The sequence below is a fragment of the Phenylobacterium sp. genome (genome assembly GCF_037968635.1).
Classification (GTDB): Bacteria; Pseudomonadota; Alphaproteobacteria; order Caulobacterales; family Caulobacteraceae; genus Phenylobacterium.
Window position 1 is genome coordinate 17898 of sequence record NZ_JBBKVV010000022.1, and the last position, 22874, is coordinate 40771.

General features: G+C 66.2%; 24 protein-coding genes. 9 read left to right on the plus strand and 15 right to left on the minus strand.

What is annotated here, in order from left to right; translation table 11 throughout:
* Window positions 1-32 precede the first annotated feature (32 nt).
* On the minus strand, window positions 33-803 hold the full coding sequence (locus AAC997_RS02485) for a Coq4 family protein (RefSeq protein WP_340644120.1): 771 nt from the start codon (window positions 801-803) through the stop codon (window positions 33-35).
* A gap of 135 nt (window positions 804-938) precedes the next feature.
* On the opposite strand from AAC997_RS02485, the gene AAC997_RS02490 reads away from it, so the two are divergent.
* A complete protein-coding gene (locus AAC997_RS02490) occupies window positions 939-1148 on the plus strand; it encodes a ribbon-helix-helix domain-containing protein (RefSeq protein WP_340644121.1) in 210 nt (69 codons plus the stop codon).
* Between the two features lie 60 nt (window positions 1149-1208).
* On the opposite strand, the gene AAC997_RS02495 is transcribed toward AAC997_RS02490, so the two are convergent.
* Together AAC997_RS02495 and AAC997_RS02500 are read right to left on the minus strand one after the other, a co-directional pair.
* Complete coding sequence (locus AAC997_RS02495) at window positions 1209-1424, minus strand: hypothetical protein (RefSeq protein ID WP_340644122.1); 216 nt, start codon at window positions 1422-1424, stop codon at window positions 1209-1211.
* Between the two features lie 2 nt (window positions 1425-1426).
* A complete protein-coding gene (locus AAC997_RS02500; protein WP_340644123.1) occupies window positions 1427-1609 on the minus strand; it encodes a hypothetical protein in 183 nt (60 codons plus the stop codon).
* A gap of 119 nt (window positions 1610-1728) precedes the next feature.
* On the opposite strand from AAC997_RS02500, the gene AAC997_RS02505 reads away from it, so the two are divergent.
* Window positions 1729-4071: a DUF3553 domain-containing protein gene (locus AAC997_RS02505; protein ID WP_340644124.1), complete on the plus strand. Its 2343-nt coding sequence runs from the start codon at window positions 1729-1731 to the stop codon at window positions 4069-4071.
* 34 nt (window positions 4072-4105) lie between these two features.
* Here the strand turns inward: AAC997_RS02505 and AAC997_RS02510 are convergent, their stop codons facing one another.
* The 3 genes from AAC997_RS02510 to AAC997_RS02520 form a co-directional block, all read right to left on the minus strand.
* Window positions 4106-4480 (minus strand): hypothetical protein, encoded by a 375-nt coding sequence (locus AAC997_RS02510; RefSeq protein ID WP_340644125.1) that lies wholly within the window; start codon window positions 4478-4480, stop codon window positions 4106-4108.
* The gene (locus tag AAC997_RS02515) at window positions 4477-4962 is read right to left on the minus strand and encodes a hypothetical protein (protein WP_340644126.1); all 486 of its coding nucleotides are present in this window, start codon (window positions 4960-4962) and stop codon (window positions 4477-4479) included. The genes AAC997_RS02510 and AAC997_RS02515 overlap by 4 nt, the downstream gene beginning before the upstream one ends.
* Before the next feature lie 145 nt (window positions 4963-5107).
* Window positions 5108-6967 carry a hypothetical protein gene (locus tag AAC997_RS02520; RefSeq protein WP_340644127.1) on the minus strand — a complete coding sequence of 620 codons (1860 nt, stop codon included), beginning with the start codon at window positions 6965-6967 and terminating at the stop codon, window positions 5108-5110.
* 225 nt (window positions 6968-7192) lie between these two features.
* Here AAC997_RS02520 and AAC997_RS02525 point away from each other — a divergent pair, with 225 nt between their 5' ends.
* The gene (locus AAC997_RS02525; RefSeq protein ID WP_340644128.1) at window positions 7193-8095 is read left to right on the plus strand and encodes an alpha/beta hydrolase; all 903 of its coding nucleotides are present in this window, start codon (window positions 7193-7195) and stop codon (window positions 8093-8095) included.
* On the opposite strand, the gene AAC997_RS02530 is transcribed toward AAC997_RS02525, so the two are convergent.
* Window positions 8092-8262 (minus strand): hypothetical protein, encoded by a 171-nt coding sequence (locus AAC997_RS02530; protein ID WP_340644129.1) that lies wholly within the window; start codon window positions 8260-8262, stop codon window positions 8092-8094. The genes AAC997_RS02525 and AAC997_RS02530 overlap by 4 nt on opposite strands.
* Before the next feature lie 250 nt (window positions 8263-8512).
* Here AAC997_RS02530 and AAC997_RS02535 point away from each other — a divergent pair, with 250 nt between their 5' ends.
* From AAC997_RS02535 to AAC997_RS02545, 3 genes are all read left to right on the plus strand, one after another.
* The gene (locus tag AAC997_RS02535; protein WP_340644130.1) at window positions 8513-8974 is read left to right on the plus strand and encodes a hypothetical protein; all 462 of its coding nucleotides are present in this window, start codon (window positions 8513-8515) and stop codon (window positions 8972-8974) included.
* Window positions 8975-9014: 40 nt separating this feature from the next.
* Window positions 9015-9881: a 50S ribosomal protein L11 methyltransferase gene (locus tag AAC997_RS02540; RefSeq protein ID WP_340644131.1), complete on the plus strand. Its 867-nt coding sequence runs from the start codon at window positions 9015-9017 to the stop codon at window positions 9879-9881.
* Between the two features lie 71 nt (window positions 9882-9952).
* Entirely contained in the window at window positions 9953-10390 is a 438-nt protein-coding gene (locus AAC997_RS02545) for a hypothetical protein (RefSeq protein WP_340644132.1), read from the plus strand.
* A gap of 15 nt (window positions 10391-10405) precedes the next feature.
* On the opposite strand, the gene AAC997_RS02550 is transcribed toward AAC997_RS02545, so the two are convergent.
* The 3 genes from AAC997_RS02550 to AAC997_RS02560 all read right to left on the minus strand — a co-directional run bounded on the left by AAC997_RS02550 (window position 10406) and on the right by AAC997_RS02560 (window position 11981).
* On the minus strand, window positions 10406-10945 hold the full coding sequence (locus AAC997_RS02550) for a carbonic anhydrase (RefSeq protein ID WP_340644133.1): 540 nt from the start codon (window positions 10943-10945) through the stop codon (window positions 10406-10408).
* A 69-nt stretch (window positions 10946-11014) separates the two neighbouring features.
* Window positions 11015-11356 (minus strand): GIY-YIG nuclease family protein, encoded by a 342-nt coding sequence (locus AAC997_RS02555; protein ID WP_340644134.1) that lies wholly within the window; start codon window positions 11354-11356, stop codon window positions 11015-11017.
* A 55-nt stretch (window positions 11357-11411) separates the two neighbouring features.
* Complete coding sequence (locus tag AAC997_RS02560; RefSeq protein ID WP_340644135.1) at window positions 11412-11981, minus strand: GNAT family N-acetyltransferase; 570 nt, start codon at window positions 11979-11981, stop codon at window positions 11412-11414.
* Between the two features lie 252 nt (window positions 11982-12233).
* On the opposite strand from AAC997_RS02560, the gene AAC997_RS02565 reads away from it, so the two are divergent.
* From AAC997_RS02565 to AAC997_RS02575, 3 genes are all read left to right on the plus strand, one after another.
* Window positions 12234-14048: an aminopeptidase P family protein gene (locus tag AAC997_RS02565; protein WP_340644136.1), complete on the plus strand. Its 1815-nt coding sequence runs from the start codon at window positions 12234-12236 to the stop codon at window positions 14046-14048.
* A gap of 168 nt (window positions 14049-14216) precedes the next feature.
* The gene (locus AAC997_RS02570) at window positions 14217-14522 is read left to right on the plus strand and encodes a hypothetical protein (protein ID WP_340644137.1); all 306 of its coding nucleotides are present in this window, start codon (window positions 14217-14219) and stop codon (window positions 14520-14522) included.
* Complete coding sequence (locus AAC997_RS02575) at window positions 14519-15238, plus strand: hypothetical protein (RefSeq protein ID WP_340644138.1); 720 nt, start codon at window positions 14519-14521, stop codon at window positions 15236-15238. The genes AAC997_RS02570 and AAC997_RS02575 overlap by 4 nt, the downstream gene beginning before the upstream one ends.
* A gap of 39 nt (window positions 15239-15277) precedes the next feature.
* Here the strand turns inward: AAC997_RS02575 and AAC997_RS02580 are convergent, their stop codons facing one another.
* The 5 genes from AAC997_RS02580 to lpxC form a co-directional block, all read right to left on the minus strand.
* The gene (locus tag AAC997_RS02580) at window positions 15278-16471 is read right to left on the minus strand and encodes a class I SAM-dependent methyltransferase (protein WP_340644139.1); all 1194 of its coding nucleotides are present in this window, start codon (window positions 16469-16471) and stop codon (window positions 15278-15280) included.
* A complete protein-coding gene (gene ligA, locus AAC997_RS02585) occupies window positions 16471-18819 on the minus strand; it encodes an NAD-dependent DNA ligase LigA (RefSeq protein ID WP_340644140.1) in 2349 nt (782 codons plus the stop codon). The genes AAC997_RS02580 and ligA overlap by 1 nt, the downstream gene beginning before the upstream one ends.
* The gene (gene recN / locus AAC997_RS02590; protein ID WP_340644141.1) at window positions 18812-20509 is read right to left on the minus strand and encodes a DNA repair protein RecN; all 1698 of its coding nucleotides are present in this window, start codon (window positions 20507-20509) and stop codon (window positions 18812-18814) included. Before recN ends, ligA begins: the two co-directional genes overlap by 8 nt.
* A 40-nt stretch (window positions 20510-20549) precedes the next feature.
* Window positions 20550-21455 (minus strand): outer membrane protein assembly factor BamD, encoded by a 906-nt coding sequence (locus AAC997_RS02595; RefSeq protein WP_340644142.1) that lies wholly within the window; start codon window positions 21453-21455, stop codon window positions 20550-20552.
* A 159-nt stretch (window positions 21456-21614) separates the two neighbouring features.
* Window positions 21615-22508, minus strand: coding sequence for a UDP-3-O-acyl-N-acetylglucosamine deacetylase (lpxC, locus tag AAC997_RS02600; RefSeq protein WP_340644143.1), 894 nt, complete (start codon window positions 22506-22508; stop codon window positions 21615-21617).
* Window positions 22509-22874 lie beyond the last annotated feature (366 nt).

Sequence of the window (22874 nt, forward strand, 5' to 3'; positions counted from 1 at the left end):
GATGCGCCCGAAGCGGCCCCTGTCGCAAGGTCCTAGGCGGCCATCGGCATCTGCTCGGGGCTCCAGTCGCGGGCTTCAGCCGGGATGGCGATATAGCGGGTGGCGGGCGTGATGTTCAGGCGCTCGCGGGCGGCTTCCAGCGACTCATTGAGCAGGCGTTCATAGTCCTCGCCCAGCAGGAAAGCGGCGGCCTTGCCGCGCTTATAGCCCTGCCAGATCGCCTTGGCGTAGGGCTGATCGCCCTTGCGGGTGCGGATCGCCGCGCCAACCCCGATCAGGGCCCAGCCCAGGCCGCCGGTCTGGGCGTAGGAGAAGGCCACCAGGCAGGCCTCACCCAGGCCGTCGCGGTGATAGCCCGACAGGATGTGCCAGATGTCGTGCACGTCGCGGGTGCGGCGGCCCATCCAGGCATAGGGGTGTTGCAGGTCGACGCCGCCCTGCGCGCCCTCGCGGCTGATCTCCGCGAGACCTTCGGCCGAAAGCTGCTCGGTGCGGATGAAGTCGCGATAGGCCGCGCCGACAGTGCCCGGCGCGAAGGCGTCCAGCCAGGCGTCGTCCATCAGCTTTTCTTCCAGCTCGGGCCGCTCATAGGCGATCCGCCCGCCCTGCGGGGTGGTGAGCAGCTTGAGATAACAGTCGCGGGTGGAGGTGCCGTTCAACGCCCGCATGATCTCAAACACCTGGTCGGTGGCCTCCTTGTCGTTCAACAGGCGCTTCAGCGCCCGGAACGCCGCACGCCACTGCAGGGCGGGCTTGGGCATCGGCTGGGTGGAGTAGCGCACATCGACGACGGCGGTGGTCATGGGCGGGACCTTTCGAACCATGTTCGGATTGAAGATGACGCCAGCGTCATTTTTTGACAAGTCCCCTTTTTCATCGCCGCGCATTAGGCCAAGACTGTTGCGTCGCCGCCGCGTCACCTGAGACTATGGGGACAAATGCCGAGATTGCGTAAACGCTCGATCCTGCTCGCCGGACACGCCACCTCGATGGCTCTGGAGCCGGAGTTTTGGGCGGTGCTGGAGGAGATGGCCCAGAGCCAAGGCTTGAGCCTGGCCGGCCTGATCGCCCGCCTGGACGAGACGCGGGGCGAAAGCCCGCTGGCCTCGGCCTGCCGCGTGGCGGCGCTCATCTTCGCGAAGGGCTGAAGCGCCCCAATGTGTCGCGGCCCCCGGTCTCCGCCTGGCGGAAACCGGTGACACGCCAACTTATTTCGGAACCGGGATCGGCGCGTCAGGCAGCTTAGGCCCCTCCGGCATCGGCGGCGGCTTGGGGACACTGAGATTGATGTCCACGCTGCTGCCAAGGTCCGGCGCGGCCTGCCGCCCCGCATAGACAAAATAGCCGATCACGGCGACGGCCACGATGAGGCCGCCCACCAGGAAGGCCAGCCAAGGGCCGCTGCCGTTTGAACTCTGCGCCACGACTAGCCGGCCGGCTTAGCCGGCGCCGAGATGTCCGGCGCCTTGATGTTGACGTCCAGGCTCTTGGACTGACCCAGGCCGCCGCCCGAATACATCATGAAGGCGATCACCGCGACGACCACCAACAGGCCTCCGACGATGAAGGCCAGGACGGGTGTCGAGCCATTTCCAGAATTCTCAGCCATATCGGCCTCCCAGGATTGAAGTCGGGAAGACAACGAACCCGGTTCGGCGCGGTTCCGCTGGGCGCAATTGCGGCGCCTCGCCCCTTAAGTCGGCGGACCGATGTGCTACATATGTTCCAATGTCGTCCTATGACTCGTTTGAAGACACCCCCCTCCCCGCCCCGCGGATCAGCGATCTCGCGCGGGTGCGCGGGCCTGACTATCTGGAGGGGCTGAACCCCGAGCAGCGGGCGGCCGTCGAGGCCACCGAGGGCCCGGTCCTGGTGCTGGCAGGCGCCGGCACCGGCAAGACCCGCGTCCTGACCACGCGGCTGGCCCACATCCTGGCCACGGGCCGGGCCAAGCCGTGGGAACTGCTGGTGGTGACCTTCACCAACAAGGCGGCCCGCGAGATGCGCGAGCGGATCACCGCCATCATCGGCCCCCAGGCCGAGGGCCTGCGCTGGCTGGGCACCTTCCACTCGGTGGCCGCCCAGGTGCTGCGCCGCCACGCCGAGCTGGTGGGGCTGAAGTCGAACTTCACCATCCTCGACACCGACGACCAGGAACGCCTGATCAAGCAGGTGCTGGAGGCCGAGAACGTCGACGCCAAGCGCTGGACGCCCAAGACCCTCGCCGGCCTGATCGACCACTGGAAGAACCGCGGTTGGACGCCCGACCGCCTGCCCGCCACCGAGGGCAAGGAGTTCGCGAACGGCAAGGGACAGGCCCTCTACCGCCTCTACCAGGAGCGGATGCGGGTGCTGAACGCCTGCGACTTCGGCGACCTGCTGCTGCACAACCTGACCATCTTCATGACGCAGCCCGAGGTGCTGGCCGAGTTCCACCGCCGGTTCCGCTACATCCTGGTGGACGAGTACCAGGACACCAACGTCGCCCAGTACCTGTGGCTGCGGCTGCTGGGCCAGGCCAGCCAGAACGTCTGCTGCGTGGGGGACGACGACCAGTCGATCTATGGCTGGCGCGGGGCCGAGGTGGACAACATCCTGCGCTTCGAGCGCGACTTCCCAGGCGCGACGGTGGTCCGGCTTGAGCGCAACTACCGCTCCACCAGCCATATCCTGGCGGCCGCCTCCGGTCTGATCAGCGCCAACAAGGGCCGCCTGGGCAAGACCCTGTGGACGCAGCAGAACGGCGGCGAAAAGGTCATCGTCCGGGGCGTCTGGGACGGCGAGGCCGAGAGCCGGCTGATCGCCGACGAGATCGAGCGCGCCAAGAAGGGCTCCACGGACAAGGACCCGCGCAAGTACCGCGACATGGCCATCCTGGTCCGCGCCTCCTTCCAGATGCGCGCCTTCGAGGAGCGCTTCGTCCTGCTCTCCATCCCCTACACGGTGGTGGGCGGCCCCCGGTTCTTCGAGCGCGCCGAGATCCGCGACGCCCACGCCTATCTGCGGCTGATCCAGTCGCCGGACGACGACCTGGCCTTCGAGCGCATCGTCAACACCCCCAAGCGCGGGATCGGCGACACCACGGTCCAGAAGCTGCTGCAGATCGCCCGGCTGAACGGTGTGCCGGTGATGACGGCGGCCCGCGAGGTGGTCCTGACCGACGAGCTGGCCGCCCGCACCCGCACCGCGCTCTCCAACTTCATCCGCGACCTCGACCGCTGGCGGGGCCAGGCCGAGACCCTGCACCACGCCCGGCTGACCGAGCAGGTGCTGGAGGAGAGCGGCTATACCGATGCGCTCCGCCTGGACAAGACGCCGACCGCCCAGACCCGGCTGGAGAACCTGAAGGAGCTTGTCCAGTCGATGGGCAACTTCGACACCCTCCAGGCCTATCTCGAACACGTCTCCCTGGTGATGGACATGGACCGCGGGCCCCAGGCGGACGCGGTGCAGATCATGACCCTGCACGCCGCCAAGGGCCTGGAATTCCCCCTGGTCTTCCTGCCCGGCTGGGAGGAAGGCGTCTTCCCATCTCAGCGCAGCATGGACGAGAGTGGCGAGAAGGGCCTCGAGGAGGAACGCCGCCTGGGCTACGTCGGCATCACGAGGGCCAGGGAGGAGGCGCGCATCTCCTTCGTCGCCAACCGCATGGTCTATGGCCGCTGGACCAGCCAGCTCCCCAGCCGCTTCGTCGATGAACTCCCCCTGGCCAATGTCGAGGCGTCCTCAGAGACCGGTTATTACGGCGGCGGCCCCGGCATGCAGCAGCAGCACGGCAGCACTTGGGATTCCACGCCCGCCTTCGGCTCCGGCTACTCATCCCCCGGCTGGCAGCGCGCACAGGCCCGCGGTTATCAGGGCAGCCATCCGGGCCGGCAACAGGTGATCGAGGGCGAAGGCCGCCTGGTGGCCGAAAGCTCGGCGGCCAGCGACTTCAAGCGCGGCGACCGCGTCTTCCACCAGAAGTTCGGCTACGGCCAGGTCAAGAGCGTCGACGGCAACAAGCTCACCGTCGCCTTCGACAAGGCCGGCGAGAAGAAGGTGATCGACAGCTTCGTGGAGAAGGGGTGATGGGCCTGCGAATAACGACGTTACAAGTCGAATACTATGCGCCTAAATCATTCAGGATATCATCGATTATGCCATCTGCTCCGCTCGATTGCCGCGCAGCCATTCGATGCAAATCTTTCATCAGCGAAAAGTAGTACTGAAAACCTTCTATGGTTGGCGTGTAATCGGACAACCCTACATCTGTAAATCTATCCACCACGATCTGATCGGAATTTCTAATGGTAATAATGACGTCCTCATCACCCTCAGCGCCGTAGTTGATGCCAATAACGACAAAATTGCTCCCGAACGGAACAAAATAAGCATCCTCTTTGCTCGAATAATGGCCCCACTTCAGCTCCTTCTTCACCGTTTTTCGGTGAAGGGCCTCAACCATTCTTATATATCTCTGGTCCAGCTCGTCAGTCATGACGCACCCTGTTCAATATGAATACTAATTCTTGCCAAGAAATCACCATGTTGACGGTTTAGGTGTATGGCGCCAGCTATACCACCCGGCTTCTTTTGGCTAAGGGTAGCAACATCCAATTTTTTACATAACTCTGCCACTTGCTCGATGGCGTCTCGAAGTTGCTCTCTCTTTGGTTCGTCTATTGACGACGGGAGCTCAGCCAAGCGATTCATCGCCTGGCGCACTTCGGTATAACTATCCACGGCATCAGCCCAACCTCCGTGTTTCAGATGGCGGTCTGTTTCTTTAAGTGCGGCCATCGCACGGGCTATTTCCGAAACTGCGCTGTATGTAGTCAGCTTAGCCTTTAGTTCAGAAATCGCTTTGTTTCCTGCCTCGGCAGCGGATCGAGTCTTTCGGAGTTGCTGAACTGCTATCACAAAGCCGACGATCGTAACGACGGTTCCCACCACCCGCACGCATAGACCTATGAAGTCCATGAGGGGCGCGTTTGTTTGATCAAGTGGCCAGCTTAGAATGCTATTTAACTCGCGCAGTGTTGCAGAGAATTTGACCGTACTCGCATCCCCTTTCAAGCGTGCTGAATAGGGAAATCAACTTGCCCCTTGTCCATGAGCAGCTGAATTAGGCCGGCACCGCCTCCGCCACAGCCACCTGCTGCACCACCGTCGGCGGCAGGGTCGAGATCTCCGGGGGCTCGCCGCCGTCCTTGAAGGCCACGTGGACGTGGCTCTTGCCCAGGTCCTTGCCGAGGAATTCCAGGCCGCTCGGGATGATCCGGGCGTAGCTCTCCAGGTCCTTGGTTTCGATGACGATGGTCTGGCCGAACTTGGTGTCGGTCAGCTTGATCACCTCCGGCATGGTCTCCAGGCCCAGGAACGACGAGAAGCCGTTGGTGGTCAGGATTCCCAGCTGGCGCCACTTGCCCGGCTGCGGATCGACGCCGTTCCAGTTGAGGCCAAGCGACGTCGAGGCGATGTGGTCCACCTCGATGTCGGTGATGCCGATCAGGTTGGCGGTGTCCCACTGCTGGAAGAACCAGGTGTCGACGCTGCCGGCCGAGCAGAAGTCCTCGCTGACGATCTTGGGCCAGGTGGCGCGGATCGCCTTGGCCTTGGCGTTGAACATCTGGAAGTAGCCGTTGGGCTCCAGGTTCACCTTGTCGAATTGGCCTTCCACCGGGGCGTTGTCGCGCCGTGCGGTGAAATACAGACAGCCCGGGTTCCAGGAGTGGCCGAACACCACGTCGCGCAGCTGGTGGTTCACTGCGATGTCGGCATCGGTGAACACGATCCAGTCCGGCTCCTTGATCACCGCCAGCCCGTCATTGAGCATGCGGCCCTTGTTGAAGGCGTGGTCGTCGTCGAAGCAGCGGTCGGAGATCACCACCGTCGCGCCGTGCTCGGCGGCCACTTCCTGGGTGCGCAGGTCGGTGGAGGTGGTGACCACGATCATGTCGTCGAACTGGTCGATGTTGCGCGGCAGGGTCTGGGCCAGCATGTCGCCGTAGCCCACCGAGACCAGGACGCAGGACAGTTTCTTGGGCTTGGTGGAGTTGTGACCGATGCCGACCCGGCGCCCGGCGCCGCCCTCGCCCACATAATTGTCGCGGCTTTCGACCTCGCGCTTCTGCTTGTGCAGCTCACGGTCGAAGATCTCGTAGTTGTGCTTCTTGATCGCCGGGCTGCCCAGCTTGCGCAGGATGTCGCGGTGCTGCGGACTGATGATGTCGCGCTCAAGGATATCGAGTTGCGACGGGCCGGGTTGGGCGAGCGCGCAGTAGTTGCAGAGCTCGATCTGGTCGCCGAAGTCCCCAGGCTGGCGCTGCCACCAGCCGTGCTCGACGGGCCATGCGTGCTTGCCGTTGAAGTAGAGCCGATCGATGGCCCCGGCGACCTCGCAGAAATAGGCGCCCTTGTCGTTGATGGTCGCCGACCAGAGCTTCTGGACCCAGCAGTTGTCGCGGTTCTCTTCCCACTGCAGCTCGGAAATCCCGGTGGCCGCGATGTAGTCGGCCCGCGTGATCAACAGCGCCTGGTGCTGGCCGGCCGACTCGTGGGTGTTGGTGTTGAAGTGGCTGTAGACCGACATGATGGTCTCGTAATTGCGGTAGAACCCCGCGCCGAGACTGGTCCACAGCCCGCGACCGTTCGAACGGTCGAACAGGCGCTGGTTGGCGAAATCGTTGAAGTCCTTGATCGGGAACTTGCCGTTGTTGGTGTTGTCCCCGCCCCACAGCTCGGCGAAGCGCAGCGAGATCTGCTCGAAATTGGCGTGCAGCGTCGGTTCGCCCGCGATGATGCCGATCAGCTTGTTGGGGGCGTTCCAGCCTTCCATGCTCTGCACGGCGCGCTCGAAGGTCTCCAGCTCCATGTCGGCGCGCTGGGTCTGGTGCGGGATCAGCCGGGTGCAGTTGGAGCACTTCAGGTGGCACTTGGTGCTGATGTCGATCTGGACGATGTCCATGTCGGCGGGCGATCGCATGGTGTCTTCTCCAGGTCGCTCTTCACCGGGGCCGGGGCGACGACGAGACGGAATCCTCAACCTGAGGAGGCCGGTCAACGCTCTTTGACTCTCCTTTGAGTCGTCAGGAAAGCTAAACTCTTTGCCGGCTCGTGCGGCAAAGAGTTGCATCCTTCCCCGGCCTTGCGGACCGCGCCCTTCGCAAGCAGAGTGAACGCCAATCACTCAGAGCCTCGGGAGGGCGCCATGCCCCAGATCACCGCCAACGGCATCCCCCTCGAATACGCGGTCTACGGGCCGGAAAAGGGGGAGGTTGTTCTGTTGATCATGGGCTTCGGGGCCCAGATGACCCGCTGGTCGCCGCAGTTCATCCGCGAGCTCACCAACCGCGGCTACCGGGTTATCGTCCACGACAACCGCGATGTCGGCCTCTCTCACCGGCTGGAAGAACACGGCGAGCCGGACATGACAGCCGTCTACACCGCCCTGATGAGCGGCCAGAAGCCGGACGTCCCCTATCTGCTGAACGACATGGCCGATGACAGCGCCGGGTTGCTGGCGGCCTTGGGCGTCGAGCGGGCTCACATCGTCGGGGCCTCAATGGGCGGCATGATCGCTCAGATGGTGGCCGCCAATCACCGCGAAAAGGTGCTGTCGCTGACCTCGGTGATGTCCACCACCGGCAATCCCGCCCTGCCCCCCGCCAATCCCGAGGCCATGGCGGCGCTCACCAAGCCCGCCGTCGATCCCGCCGAGAACCTGGACAAGCACATCTGGAGCGGACTGGAGAGCCAGAAGGTGATCGGCAGCCCTGGCTATCCGACGCCGGACGAGATCCTGATCGAGCGCATCAAGCAGGACGCCCTGCGCGCCTACTATCCCGTGGGCCGCGCCCGCCAGATGGCCGCCATTGTCGCCAGCGGCGACCGCCGTGAGGCCCTGGCCACCATCGTCGCGCCCACCGTGGTGATCCACGGCGAGGCCGATCCGCTGGTGCCGGTCCAGGGCGGCCACGACACCGCCGCCGTCATCCCGGGCGCGGAGTTGCACACCATCCCGGGTATGGGCCACGATCTGCCCACCCAGCTTATTCCCCGCATCGTCGACCTGATCGAACGGGCGACGGAGAGGGCGCGGGAAGCCGCCTAGACGGCCTTGGGCTTGGCGGCCGGCAGTCGGTCCAACAGGGCGAAGACCGGCCAGAACAGCACCAGAAGCGCCAGGGCCACGACGTTGGCGGCGTGGACGACCAGCATCGGCGCCCAATGATCGAAGAATGGGTCGCGGGTTTCTGTCTCGAGGACCTCAAGGGTCATGGCCATCTCCTTCGGATGAACCGGCGTGAAGGACGCAGGTCCACCGCAGTCCAGCGCAAGAGCCGAGCCAGCCGCGCCACTGGAACATTCCCCGTAGGATGAAACTTCCGGAGCCCGACATACCCTGTCGCGCGAGTGCCGCCTTCGAGCGGCCAAGGGGCGGGCGGGCGCCGTATCGATTTGGCACAGGGTCATCTCGGCTGAACCAGATGCGCGTTGGCGCGCTATAGTCGACAGCGAGGGAGTCGAGATGCGCGATCTACGACATGTCTTTTTCGGAATGGCCATCGCCACCGTGGCGGGCCTGAGCATTGGCGCGGCCTCGAAGCCTGAAATTCGCGAAATGACCGATCTGGACGGCCCCCAATTGCTCGCCGGCCACGCGGGTGAGCGGCTCGGCCCTGGCCTGCGGCAGACGGCAAGTTGGACCAGCTATTCCGGCCAGGTCCCCGACTACGTGATCGGGACCGACTGGACCCAGCCCGCCCATCCGGTCGAGATGGCCGAGGCAGACCTCGAGCCTGAGCCCGAACCCGCTCGCGTTGCGTACCAACAGCCGCCGGTTCGCCTCGCCCCGGCGAAGTACGAGTCTGAGCCCGTCCCGCCCCTCTCCTATCCGTCCATGGGCGGCGACATCCTCGCGGGCCTGACCGCGACAATGACTCCGGCCGCGCCGGAAACGTCGCCGGACGAAGCGCCCCCGCCCGCCTAAACCCTCGCCTTTCCGCGTCCGCGCCTCTAGACGGATGCGCATGACGACAGACGCCGTTCAGATCATCGCCCGGGGGCCCCGCGCCGTGGCCGAAGCCGCCGCCGAGGCCATCGACGCTGATCCTATGCTGGAGGGCGTCACCTACTCCATCCTGGAGGAGGACGAGGATCGCGACGTCTGGCGCATCGACGCCTTTCCCACCTCCGACGACGAGGCCCGTGACTTCGCGAGCGCCTTAGCCGGCTATCCCAAGCTCAAGGTGCTGGTGGAGAAGCTGGCGGACGCCGACTGGCTGGCCATGGCGCTCTCGGGCCTGCCCCCGGTCCGGGCCGGCCGCTTCTTCGTCTACGGCGCCCATGACAAGGGCCGCGCCCCGGTCAACGCCGTCAACCTTCGCATCGAGGCGGGCGCCGCCTTCGGCACCGGCCACCACGGCACCACCGTCGGCTGCCTGCAGGCCTATCACGACCTGCTCAAAGCCCACCGCTATCAGCGCGTCCTGGACGTCGGCGCCGGCACCGGCGTCCTGGCGATCGCCGCGGCCCGCACCGGCACCCCCATCGCCGTCGGCACCGACATCGACGCGCCCTCGGTCCGCATCGCCGGCGAGAACGCGGTGCTCAACAAGGCCAAGGTGCGTTTCCTCCACGCCTCGGGCCTGGGCCACGCCTCGGTCCGGGAAAAGGCGCCCTACGATCTGGTGTTCGCCAACATCCTGGCCCCGCCCCTGGTGGCCCTCTCCCACGACATCAAGCTGGCCCTCAAGCCGGGCGGCGTCGCCATCCTGTCGGGCCTGCTGCGCACCCAGGAGCGCCGGGTCCTGGCAGCCTATCGCTCCAAGGGATTCACATTGGTTCGCCGCATCCACCGGGACGCCTGGGCCACCCTGGTGATCCGCAGGAACTAGGAACCGCGCCCAACGATCAGCGTTCAGCCTCTCGACGGTGGTCTTCACCGCCGATTTTGAGGACGCACCCCATGAGCAATCCCAACGACCCCTATGTGGAAAAGACCGTCGTCGAACAGCCGGCGACCGTCCGCACGGAATACAACGCCGCCCCGGCCTCCGGCGGTTCGAGCAACGCCGGCTGGTGGATCGCCGCCCTGGTGGCCGTGGTCGCCATCGTCGGCCTGGTCTTCATGTTCAACAACAACACCACCTCCACCGACCTGCAGGCCGCCAGCGACGCGGGGCGCAGCCAGGCGATGATGGAGACCGCCACCGCCCAGGCTCAGACCGCGGCCCAGGCCGCCAGCGAAGCCTCGGCCAACGCCGCTTCCAGCATGGCGGGAGCGACCCAGGCCGCCGCCGACAGCGCCCGTAACGCCGCCGACCGCACCGCCGAGGCGGCTCAGAACTCGGCGTCGGCCGCGACCGACGCCGCCCAGGACGCCACGAACGCGCCGCAACAGTAGAGGGATCGGGGGCGGTCAGACCACCTGGGTGACCGCCCCGTCCAGTCCCATGAGACCTAGCTCCACCTCCATATGGGGGTGTTTCGTCGTGACCTGGGAACGCAGGGCGTAGAGTTGTTTCACGTGACTCTTGAACTCGGTCTCGCCGTCCTTCACCGCCGCGTCCCCAAGCACCAGCTTGTAGGCGCCGCAGTCGCGGTGATCGATGACGATCAGGCGATGGACTTGATGCAGTTGCACCGCCAGGTCCAGATGGCTCCAGAACACCTCGTTCCACACTGGATACTTGTCGTTCAGAGCCCCGAGCGAGGCCCCCGCCAGGATCATGTGATCGTATTTGTGCTTCAGACCGCGGGCGGTCATGTAGGCGTCGACCTCGCTGTTCAGGCGGTAGTCCATGCAGGTCAGCAGCAGCGCCTCACAGTGGCCTGCGGCATGCGACACGCCCGGCTTCAGGCTGCTGCTGAGAAGCACCCCGCCCCCCAGCGCCATGGCGCCCATCACTCCGCGACGGGAAAGCTGGGGCCAGTTGGCGTGCTTGGAACAACAGGTCATGGGCGATCTCCGAACGCTTGAGCGAGGGAGCATGCCGTGACCCGCTTAACCAAACCCTCTGGTCAAGCTTTACGCCACGATGGACCGGGCTTCCAGCGCCGCGATCCAGTGTCGCAGACGCGTCTTCAGCCAGTCTTCCTTGCCGATCGGACTCAAGTCCTCCTCCAAGCTCTCGACCACCGTGTAGGTGAAGCTGTCGCCGCCGTGCGCGGTCCAGGCCGCCTGCATGGTCTTGTTTCGATGCGAGCCCATGCGCAGGCCGAGCAGGACCGAATTGGCTGCGCCATCCAGGTTGCGGCTCAGACCGATCCAGGTCTCCCCGGTTGGTTCGCAACGCAGGCTGAAGATCCCGGTCGGAACCTTCCTTTCCTTGTAGGCCCTGGCGATGTCGCGGCGGCTTTGCTTGTCCACGGTCTGATCCTCGACTTGAGGCGGGCCTTGTATCCCGGCAGCCCGCCTCCGTCAATTATACCCGGATGTAATTATCGCTGAGCCACTCGTCGGCCAGCAGCGCGTAGAGATAGCTGTCGCGCCAGCCGTCATGGGCCCTGGTGTCCTTCAACAGATGGCCCTCACGCCGCATCCCGATCTTCTCCATGATCAAGTAGGAGCCGTGGTTGCGGGCGTCGCAGGTGGCCCAGATGCGGTGGTGGCCAAGTTCGGTGAAGGCGACCTCGGCCAAGGCCCGGGCGGCCTCGGTCCCATAGCCCCGCCCCCAGGCCTCGCGGCTGTAGCAGTAGCCGAAGGAACTGTTCTCGGTGGCCGCGTCATGCAGAGAGACGACCCCGATCATCTCGCCCGTCGCCTTCACCTCCACCGCCAGGTCAAGTTGCTCCCGCGGCCAGGTCTGCTGTCGGCCCATGTTGCGGTCCAGGACCTCGCGGGTGACCTCCAGGGTGTTGGGACCCCAGGTCATGTAGCGCACCACCTCCGGATCAGTGGCGTAGGCGTGGATGGCGTCGAAATCCGCCTCGCGGAAATCGCGCAGCAGCAATCGCTCGGTCTCGATGGGAAGCCAGGGTGGGGTGGTGGTCATTTGGAACGCTCCGATTTGAAAAGGATCGGACGGGTTCTCTTGGTCTTTCAGACCCCGGCCGATGTAGGCGGGGTCTGGTTCGAGGTCGCTCTAGCTCAAGGCATGCGCGTTCGAACGACCCCGGTGGGACCGTTGGAATTGGAGCAAGCGAGGGCCAGGCTGCGAACCATGGGTGATTTCTAGCCGAGCTTCGCCGCAAACTGCAAGCCTGAGCCCTTTGCGAGCCCCGCCCGAACGGCTTACATGCCACCCATGCGCCAGACCTTCGAAGAAACCACCGACCGTTCCTTTGGCCCCCGCCACGTCCCCCTGATCCGCGCGGCCATGACCGCCCAGGGCCTGGACGGCTTCCTCGTGCCACACGAGGACGAGCACCAGAACGAGTATCTGCCCGATGCCAATGACCGGCTGGCCTGGGCCACCGGCTTTACGGGCTCGGCCGGCGCCGCGGTGATCCTGAAGGACCGCGCCGCGGTCTTCGTCGATGGCCGCTACACGCTCCAAGTTCGCGACCAGGTGGACGAAGCCACCTTCGAGATCCGCGATCTCGTGGAGGGCGGCGTTCCCGCCTATCTGGAAACCGCTACAGGCGCGGGCCAGGTCGTCGGCTATGACCCCCGCCTGCACAGCCCCGACGCTCTGGACCGCCTCAAGGCCGCCGTCGCCCGCGCCGGAGCGCAACTCAAGCCGGTGGTCGCCAATCCTCTGGACCAGGCGTGGGGCGCGCAGCGTCCCGCCCAGCCCACCGCGCCCGTGGTCGCCCAGCCCCTGGAACATTCCGGCGAGGACTCCGCAGACAAGCGGTTGCGCATCGGTAGGGCGCTCGCCGCCCGCGACGCCGACGCCACGGTGCTGACCGCCCCCTCCTCCATCGCATGGCTGTTCAATGTGCGCGGCGGCGACGTCATCCGCACACCCCTGCCGCTCTCCCAGGCGATCCTCAACAAGGACGGCACGGCCCGGCTGTTCCTTGACCCGGCCAAGGTCACCGCCGATCTGCCCGCCTGGCTCGGCAACCAAGTCACCCTGGAAACCCCCGACGACCTGCCGCGCGCCCTGGCCGATCTGAAGGGCAAGCGCGTCCTGGTGGACCCAGGCCTTTCCTCCTCCTGGTACTTCGAGGCCCTGGCCCAGGCCGGCGCCAAGGTTGTCCGCGGCGAAGACCCCTGCGCCCTGCCCCGCGCCACCAAGAACAGGATCGAGATCGCCGGGACCACCGAGGCCCACGCACGCGATGGCGTGGCCCTGGCCCGCTTCCTCCACTGGCTGGCCACCGAAGCTCAAACCAGCCTGCCCGACGAGATCGAGGTGGTCACCAAGCTCGAGGGCTTCCGCGACCAGTCCGGCGCCATGAAGGACCTCTCCTTCGACACCATCGCCGGCGCGGCCTCCAACGGCGCCATCGTTCACTACCGGCCCACAACACGGCTGAACAAGCAGACCATCTCAGGATCCCTGCTGCTGGTGGACTCCGGCGCCCAGTACCTCGACGGGACCACCGACGTCACCCGGACCGTGGCCATTGGCGAGCCGACCGCGGAAATGCGCGAGCGCTTCACCCTGGTGCTGAAGGGCCACCTGGCGCTGGCCGCCATCCGCTTCCCGGCCGGCACCACCGGCTCGGCCCTGGACGTCCTGGCCCGCGCCCCGCTCTGGGCCAAGGGTCTCGATTTCGACCACGGCACCGGCCACGGAGTCGGCTCCTATCTCGGCGTCCACGAAGGCCCGCAGCGCATATCCAAGCTGCCCAGTTTCGTGTCCCTGCAGCCCGGCATGATCCTCTCCAACGAGCCCGGCTACTACAAGGCAGGCGCCTACGGCATCCGGATCGAGAACCTGCAGTATGTGACGGAGGCTGCGCCCATCGCCGGCGGCGAGCGCCCGATGCTGGGCTTCGAAACCCTGACCCTGGCCCCCATCGACCGCCGCCTGATCGAGGTTTCCCTGCTTACCCCCGACGAGCGCGCTCAGATGGACGCCTACCACGGCCGCGTCCTGACGGTGGTCGGGCCGCGCGTTCCGGTAGATGTACGAGCCTGGATGGAAGAGGCCTGCGCGCCACTCTAGGTCATCTCCCGAATATCGCGCGCTCGTGCCGAAGGTGTTCGGAGCGCCGTTGTAAACGACTCGTGGACGTCAGGGTCTCGCGCTCTGCGGCGACCCAAACCACCTCAATATTGACTCTCCACTCAGATGCGAGACTAGATAACTCGCCTGCAGATTGTGAGGGACCGCATGTCTGATGACGCTATGGTCGTCGAGCGCGCACTGAACGGCGTAGAGCGCCTGATGCGAATGTTTCTGCTGGAGCGGATTATCTACCTGTTGGGGGCGACCATCTCCCTCCTGCTGCTGACCTATGCCTCGTGGCTCCTCGTGAAGGCTGGAAACACCAGCCCGGAGCAATTTGCTCTGCTCTTCGGTTCTGGGGGCTTGTTTACCATCGCTGGCGTGCAGGTGACGCAGTACCTGAATCGAGCGTTTAGGCTGTTGGAGCAGTTGCACGGCGCCACGGCGAGTGCGCCGGAGGCGGATCGATGACCGACGGCAGCATCAACGCCGCATCTGCGGTGACCTTGTTCGCCGAGATGGAGCGCACCTCGAGGCGCCGGGTGCTGCTTCTCTCCATAGGCTTCGCAGGCGTGCTGGCTTGCCTCGCGGCCTTCCTAATCATCGTGCACAATCAGCGTAACGACGCTGAAGCACGGGCGAAACGCTTTGAGCGCACCGCAAACGAGGTGGCCAGGACGCTCGAACAGGCTCGCCAGGCCTACTCACGCCAGGACATGCCTGAGGTCGGACGGCAGCTCGGAGCGGCCATCGTGCAGGCGGAGACGCTCGCGCAAAAGGCGGCCGCGCCCGCAGAAGGTTCTCAAGTCGTCGTAGCGCCACCACCAGCTCCCAGCGTAAGGCCCAAGCCTGCGGGGGAACCGCCGACCTATCAGTTGGAAACTATTGACCCAGCGCTGCGTCGGCGCGTCTACATCCAGTTCGCCGGATCTATCGCGCGGGAGAATGTGGTGGGGCTCAATCGGGCCCTGACGACCTCTGGATGGACCGTCGAAGGAGGAAGCGGCGAACGCACCGTGAAATCAGCGGGACTGAACGAGGTACGCTATCGCAACGAACAGGACAGGCAGGCCGCGCAGGCGCTTGCCGACGCCGTCACGGCAAGCGGCATCGCCGCTAGACCGCTAACGCCCAAACAGGTGAGCATCATCCAGCCCGGCGAGCTCGAAGTTTGGATGTCTAGGTAAGGCGCTCCTGCGCCACTGGCAAAGGCGCCGGCCGGCTCTCTAGGTCTTCGCCATCCAGAACGATGCGCCGTAGAGATCGACCCCGCTCAGCGGGCCCTTCCGGAGAAGCTCCTTCGCCTGGAGTGAGAGCGCCGGATCGCGGCCGATGTACCAGCAGGGGAACAGGATCTCGAAATTCGCGCCCCCGAACAGCAGAGCCGTGGCCAGCAGGTACTGCTCGTTCCACAGCCGCCACAGGTGGCCGCTGAGATAGTCGTCAGGCAGGTAGATGTCGTGGATGTGGACAATAACCCCGGACTTCAGCCGCGGCAGAATCTCTAGGAAGAAGACTGTGACGTCCGAGCCCTGGAAGCTGCGGTGCGATGAATCCAGGAACAGGATGTCGCCGGCCTCAAGGCCGGCGAACATGGCGATATCGACCCGCTCCAGCGGTTGGCGGATCACCCGGTCACACAGCTTGTCGACCTCGCTGCGCGGCTCGGGATCGATGGAAGCCAGCTTGGTGCGCAGGCCGTAGGTCTGCACGGCGCGGCGCGCGAACTTGGTCGACAGCCCCGATCCGATCTCCACAAACCGCTGCGGGTTGTAGCGCCGCAGCATCTGGGTCAGCGCCATGGCGTCCAGAGCCGGGAACCAGCTGTTCAGCCAGAAGGGCGTGGAGTCGTCGTAGTTTCCGCCCAATGGGATCTGCGCGAAGTCGCCCTGGATTTCTCCCAACTCGGTGAGGAAGGCCGCATAGCGATCCCTGCCCGCCCCGATCTGGAGCGCGAGTTCAGGGTGGGCCGGCCGGCCCGAGCCATAGCGAACGGTGGCCGTATAGGGGTAGTCCACCATGGTGAAGCCGTGGACCAAGCGGTCGGATGAGAGGGAGAGCTGGACCAGCGGCGGCAGAGGCACCGCCTCAGGGTCGATGCCCAACAGGCTCACCGCCCGGGCATGAGCCTGAACGGCCGCCTCGCCCTCCCCCCTGTCGCGCAGCACGATTGATAGGTCCCACCAGCCGATTTGGACATCCGGCGCCAGGACGGTGGCGGCACGAAGGTGTTGCAGAGCCGTGGCGCTGTCACCCAACTTATGTTTGGTCACGCCGGCCAGGCGCAGCGCCACGGGGTTTTCGGGCGCCTTGACCACCACCCGATCAAAGGTCAGTTCGGCTATGTTCAGCATGTGCTCGCGCAACCGCTGTAGGCCGATCCTCAGCTCCTCTTCGATGGTCGGGGGCGCCTCGGACATCAGCCGGCCACCAGGGCGAGCCATTCGTCTTCGGTGATGACCTCAATACCCAGCTCCGAGGCGGTCTTCAGTTTGGAACCCGCGCCGGGTCCGGCCACCACCAGGTCGGTCTTCTTGGAGACCGAACCCGACACCTTGGCGCCCATCCCCTCAGCCTGGGCCTTGGCCTCGTCACGGGTCATCTTTTCGAGCGCCCCTGTGAAGACAATGGTCTTGCCGGCCACGGCGGTGTCGGTCTTGGGCCGGGCGACGGCCTGAACCTCGCGCAGTTCGGCGGCGAGGTTGGCCACCATGTCGCGATTGTGCGGCTCGCCAAAGAACTCGGCGATCATCCGGGCGGCCACCACGCCCACGGCGTCGACCGTAGCCAGTTCCAGGAAGTCGTCGCCTGGGCCCTGGCTCGCAGCCTTGGTGACGGCGGCGTCGAAGGTGGCCCAGTCGCCAAACAGCTCCACCAGCGCCTGCCGTGCGCGGCTGTTGATCTTGGGAATCGAGAGCCGCAGCCGCTCGTCCATCGAGGCCTGGGCCGGGATCAGAACGTCCGGCCTCGTTCGGCCCCAGGCGATGATCGCCTCCAGAGCCGTCGGGCCGATGCCGTCCAGCGTGGAGAGCGCCAGGTAGTCTGCGCCAGGTCGCTGCTCGGCGGCCGCCTGCCCCGCCTGGATGAAGGCCTCGACGGTCTCATAGTGACGGGCCAGGGCCAGCGAGGTGGTCTCGCCGATGTGGCGGATGCCGAGACCGAAGATGAAGCGGTCCAGGGGAATCTTCCGTCGCTCGTCGATCCCGGCAACCAGGTTGGTGATGCTGGTCTCGCCATAGCCGTCGCTACCGCGGAGCTCGGCCAGGCGTCCCTCGTCGCGAGCCAACCGGAAAATGTCGGCAGGCTCGCGCATCCAGCCGCGCTCGTAGAAGGCGGTGAGCTGTTTCTCCCCCAGGCCCTCGATGTCAAAAGCGCGGCGGCCGACGAAGTGGCGCAGGTGCTCGATGCGCTGGAAGGGACAGGCGAACTCGCCGGTGCAGCGGCGCACCACGGTCTCGGCGCCCGAGGCGGTGGTCTCCCGCGCCAGGGGCGTGCGCAGCGGACAGGGGCAGTGGGTCGGGTACTCGAACGAGACGGCGCCCTCGGGGCGCTCGGAGAGAACCGCCTCCACCACCTGCGGGATCACGTCGCCGGCCCGCTGGATGATCACCGTGTCACCCACCCGCAGGTCCTTGCGGGCGATTTCGTCGGCGTTGTGCAGGGTGGCGTTGACCACCACCACGCCGCCCACAGTCACCGGATGCAGCCTGGCCACTGGCGTCACGGCGCCGGTGCGCCCCACCTGCAGGTCAATGGCCTCCAGAATGGTGCGTGCGCGTTCAGCAGGAAACTTGCGCGCGATGGCCCAGCGCGGCGTCCGGGTGATGAAGCCCAGCCGGGACTGCCAGTCCAGCCGGTCGACCTTGTAGACCACCCCGTCGATGTCGAAGACGAGCTTGGGGCGGGCGACCTCCATGTCGCGATAGGCGGCCAGCAGGCCCTGTGGCCCCACCACCCGCTGCGACTGCGGCGTGGTCTGGAAACCCCAAGCCTTCAGCTTGGAGAGCGCCTCCCACTGGCTCTGGGCGAAGGGGTCGCTGATCAGGCCCCAGGCATAGGCGAAGAACCGCAGGGGCCGCGTGGCGGTGATCTTCGGATCGATCTGCCGCAGCGATCCCGCCGCGGCGTTGCGCGGGTTCGCATAGGTCTTCTGGCCCGCCGCTTCGGCGTTGGCGTTCAGCGCGGCGAACCCGTCACGGCCGAGGTAGACTTCGCCGCGCACCTCGATGACCTCCGGCCAGCCGGAACCAGCCAGCCGGTGGGGAATATCGGAGACCGTCTTGAGGTTCTGGGTGACGTCCTCACCCACCCGGCCGTCGCCCCGGGTCGCGCCCTGGACCAGGACGCCTTTCTCGTATCGTAGCGAGGCCGACAGGCCGTCGATCTTGGGCTCGGCGGTATAGGCGATGGGCGCGGCGTCGGCCCGCAGGAAGCGCCGCACCCGGGCGTCGAACTCCACGGCCTCCGCGTCGGAGAAGGCGTTGTCGAGGCTGAGCATCGGCACGCCGTGCTCCACCGGCGAGAACTGCTCAGCCCGCGCCGCCCCCACCCGCCGCGACGGCGAGTTCTCGCGGATCAGTTCCGGAAAGCGAGCCTCGATCTCCAGGTTGCGGCGCTTGAGCGCGTCATAGTCGGCGTCCGAGATCGTGGGCGCGTCCTGCTGGTGATAGGCGAGGTCATGGCCGGACAGTTCGTCGGCGAGCTTGGTCAGTTCCTCGGCGGCATCGGCCTCGGTCAGATCAGCGACAGGTCTGGCAGCTTCAGGCATGCATCAGAGCCCGGGCGGCGGCGCGGGCCGCGTCGGTGATATGGGCGCCGGCCAGCATGCGGGCGATTTCTTCCTCGCGGTCGGCGGGCGACAGGGTCTCCACGGCAGTGCGCAGGCGCTCCCCGTCCCCGGCCTTGGCGATCCGCCAGTGGGCGTCGGCGCGGGCGGCGACCTGGGGTGAGTGCGTCACCACCAGCACCTGGGCGTCAGAGGCCAACCGGCGCAGGCGCAGGCCCACGGCGTCGGCCACGGCGCCGCCCACCCCCTGGTCTACCTCGTCAAAGATCATCAAGGGCTGAACGCCCTCGGCGCGGCCGGCCAACGCGGCCTTCAGAGCGAGCGCGAAGCGCGCCAGTTCTCCACCCGAGGCGATGGCTCCAAGGTCGCCGAAGGGCGCCCCGGGGTTGGTGGCGATCTCGAAGGCGACACGGTCGATCCCCGTAGGGCCCGCTCGGTCCTCGGCCAGGGTCTCGACGGCGACCCGGAAGCGGGCCTTGTCCAGTTTCAGCGGCGGCAGCTCGACCATGACGGCGGCGGCCAAGCGGTCGCCTGCGGCGCGGCGGGAGGCCGACAGCTTCTCGGCGGCGGCCATATAGGCAGCGCGGGCTTGCGCCACCGCGGCGTCGGCGGCCTTCAGGTCGTCCTCGCCGGACTCCATGGCCCGCAGACGCTCGGCGAAGCGCACCCGCAGGGACGGCAGTTCCTCGACCGAGACCTGCAGCTTCCTGGCCATGCCGCGTAGTTCGAACAGCCGCTCTTCGGCCTTCTCCAGGCGGTCGGGCCGGAAATCGAAGGCCTCGGCGGCGGCGTCCACGGCGGCCTCAGCCTCCTGCGCCTCACCGAACACCCGGTCGATGGCGGCGCTGGCGACCGTCAGCCGGCTGACGGCGGGCCCATCCTCGGCGGCGCCGGCCTGGACCGCGCGAGCCCGCGCATGCTCCACGGCCCTGACCGCGGCGGCCAGCTTGCCGGTCAGCCCCTCGAAGGCTCCGCGCGCGTCGTTGATGTCGGTGATGGCCTTCTCGGCGGCGCCCAGGATGGCGCGCTCCTCCGCCAGCGCCGTCTCCTCCCCCTCCTGGGGGGCGAGGCGGTCCAGTTCGGAGAGCCGCAGAGTCAGTTCCTCCGCGTCGGCGGCGGCGCGGTCCACAGCCTGGCGCAGCTCGTCAGCCTTGGCGCGGGCGTCACGCCAAGCCGTCCAGTGGTCGCTCACGGCCCTGGTCAGCGGGCGTAGCGAACCATAGGCGTCCAGCAGCGGCCGGTGGGTGCGGGCGTCCAGCAGTCCGACGGTCTCGTGCTGGCCGTGAACTTCCAGCAGATGTTGGCCCAATTCCTTCAAGACCCCGACGCTGGTGGCCTGGTCATTGACGAAGGCGCGGCTGCGGCCGTCGACGGAGAGGGTGCGGCGCAGGACCAGATCCTCGTCGCGGGCATAGGCCAAGCCCTTCTCCTCCAGCACCTCCCAGACGGGATGGTCCAGCGGCGGCGCGAAGACGGCCGAAGCCATGGCCTGGCTCGCGCCCTGCCGCACAAGGCCGGCGTCGGCGCGCGCGCCGGTCGCCAGGCCCAAGGCGTCGAGGATGATCGACTTGCCTGCGCCGGTCTCACCGGTAAGCGCCGTCAGGCCCGGGCCGATGGACAGGTCCAAGGCCTCGATAAGCACGACGTCGCGGATCCAAAGCCCGATCAACATGGCGGGGAAGATCGCCTGGAATCAGACGCGCTGGAAGGGATCAGTTCGCCTTAGGTTCTTCAATCGTCGTCGACGGCGGCTTGATGGTCGCGGTCTTGTCCTTGCGGAACGGCAGATGCCGCAGCATCCCCCCCTTTTTGCCGGCAGGCTCCACCGAGGGGCGCAGGCCCTTGTCGGCCAGCAGCGCGTAGGCGTCGGCGTACCAGCGGTCCCCTGGATAGTTGAAGCCCAGGACCGCGCCATTGCGCTTGGCTTCCTCCACCAGACCCAGGGTCAAGTAGCTCTCCACCAGACGGTAGAGGGCTTCCGGCGCGTGGCTGGTGGTCTGATAGCGGTCGATCACCGTCCGGAAACGACCCAGGGCGGCGATGGTGTCGCCTTGGTGCAGATACCAGCGACCAATAGTCATTTCCTTGCCGGCCAACTGGTCGTTGACCATGTCGATCTTCAGACGCGCATCGGCGGCGTACTCACTCTTGGGATAGCGCTGGACCACCTCGCGCAGGTTCGCAAGCGCCTGGCCGGTGGCGGCCTGGTCGCGCCCCACATCAACGATCTGCTCGAAATAGCAGATGGACTTCAGGTAGTGAGCATAGGTCGCCGCCGGGTTGCCGGGATACAGCGAGATGAAGCGATCGGCGTCGCCGATCGCCTCGGAATAGTTGTTGGCCTGGTAGTGGGCGTAGGCCGTCATCAGGATCGCTCGGCGTGACCATTCCGAATAGGGGTGCTGACGCTCCACCTCCTGGAAGTAGTCGACGGCCTGGTTCCAGAGACCACGGTCCAGCCGGTCGGCGCCGGTGGCGTAGAGCAGCTCAACCGGCCGCTCCTCATAGGCCAGCTTGGGCCGCTTGGGTTTGCCGGCGCAGCCGGCCAAGGCGATGGCGACGATGCAGGCGACGAGCGCCGGGCGACTCCAGGAATTGCGAAGCAAGGACACCGTCACCTCAAACAGACAAAATGCGCGCCCCCGCGCTGCGAGTCCTCGCTTCTACACCACGCTCGGCGGGGCGCAAACGGAAGGGAGGCGAGGACGCAGGGAACCGCCCGCCGAAGGTCGAGCTAAAGCGTTAGATTGTCGAAAGAGAGGCGGGCCTGAAAAGGTTCAGACGGCCTGAGCCAGGTTATCCACAAGGCTGCGATAACGCCAGGCGTTGGGCTGGGCGACCAGGGCGCGAACCACGGCGTTGTTGATGCCGTGACCGGCCAGCACGCCCTCGAAACGGCCAAGGATCGGCGCGCCCAGCACGAACAGGTCACCGATGGCGTCCAGGGCCTTGTGGCGCACGAATTCGTCGGGACGACGCAGGCCTTCCGGGTTGAGGATCCGGTCGCCCTCGATGACCACCGCGTTTTCCATGGAGCCACCACGGGCCAGACCCATGGCGCGAAGAGCCTCGACCTCATGCAGGAAGCCAAAGGTGCGGCAGTTCGCCAGTTCACTGCGGAAGGCGCGCTCGTGCATCAGCAGGTCCACCCGCTGACGGCCGATAGCCTTGGAATCAAAGGCGATCTCGAAGGCCACTTCAAATTCGTCGGCCGGGCTCAGGGCGGCGCGCTTATCGCCGTCCACGACCTCGACGGTCTCCAGGATCTCGATATAGCGGCGCGGGGCGTCCTGCCCTCGGCGCCCGGCCCGGTCGAGAATTTCGACGAAGGGCTGCGAGGAACCGTCCATGATCGGCATCTCAGGACCATCGAGCTCCACGACCGCGTTGTCGATGTCCAGCATGACCAGGGCCGCCATCAGGTGCTCGATGGTGGCGACGGTGACGTCGGCGGCATTGGTGATCACCGTGCCCAACTGGGTCTTGCAGACCGCCTCGGCGCTGACAGGCACACGGTTGTCGCGATCGGTCACATCGGTGCGGACGAAGACGATGCCGGTGTTGGCCGGCGCGGGTCGGACCGAGACGCGGGTGTGGGCGCCGGTGTGCACGCCGACGCCGGCGAAGATCGCCGGGCCCCGCAGGGTGTGTTGAAACGCGGATGCGGCCAAGACGAGAGCCCTCTTGAGTCGGAGCGCAGGCCGGGAGTGGCCACGATCCGCCTCAGATGCCTTTTTACGATTATGCTGCGGCGCCGCAAGACACGTCCTGTTTCCAAATGTTTCGATTTGGAACGTCAGGATTTGTTAGCGGAATCAAGGCTTAGGACCCCTCGCCTCACAGGAGAACCCTCACCCGGAAATGCAACAAGGCCGGGCGTGACACCCGGCCTTGCGCGAATTTCAGTCCAACATCTCGCCTAGTTGGCGAGGCGGCGCAGGAAGGAGGGGATCTCCAGATCTTCCTGGCCCTCGACCTGTTCCTGTGCGGCCGCAGCCTCCGCGGGCTGCGCGCCGCCACGGGCGGCAGGGCGGGCG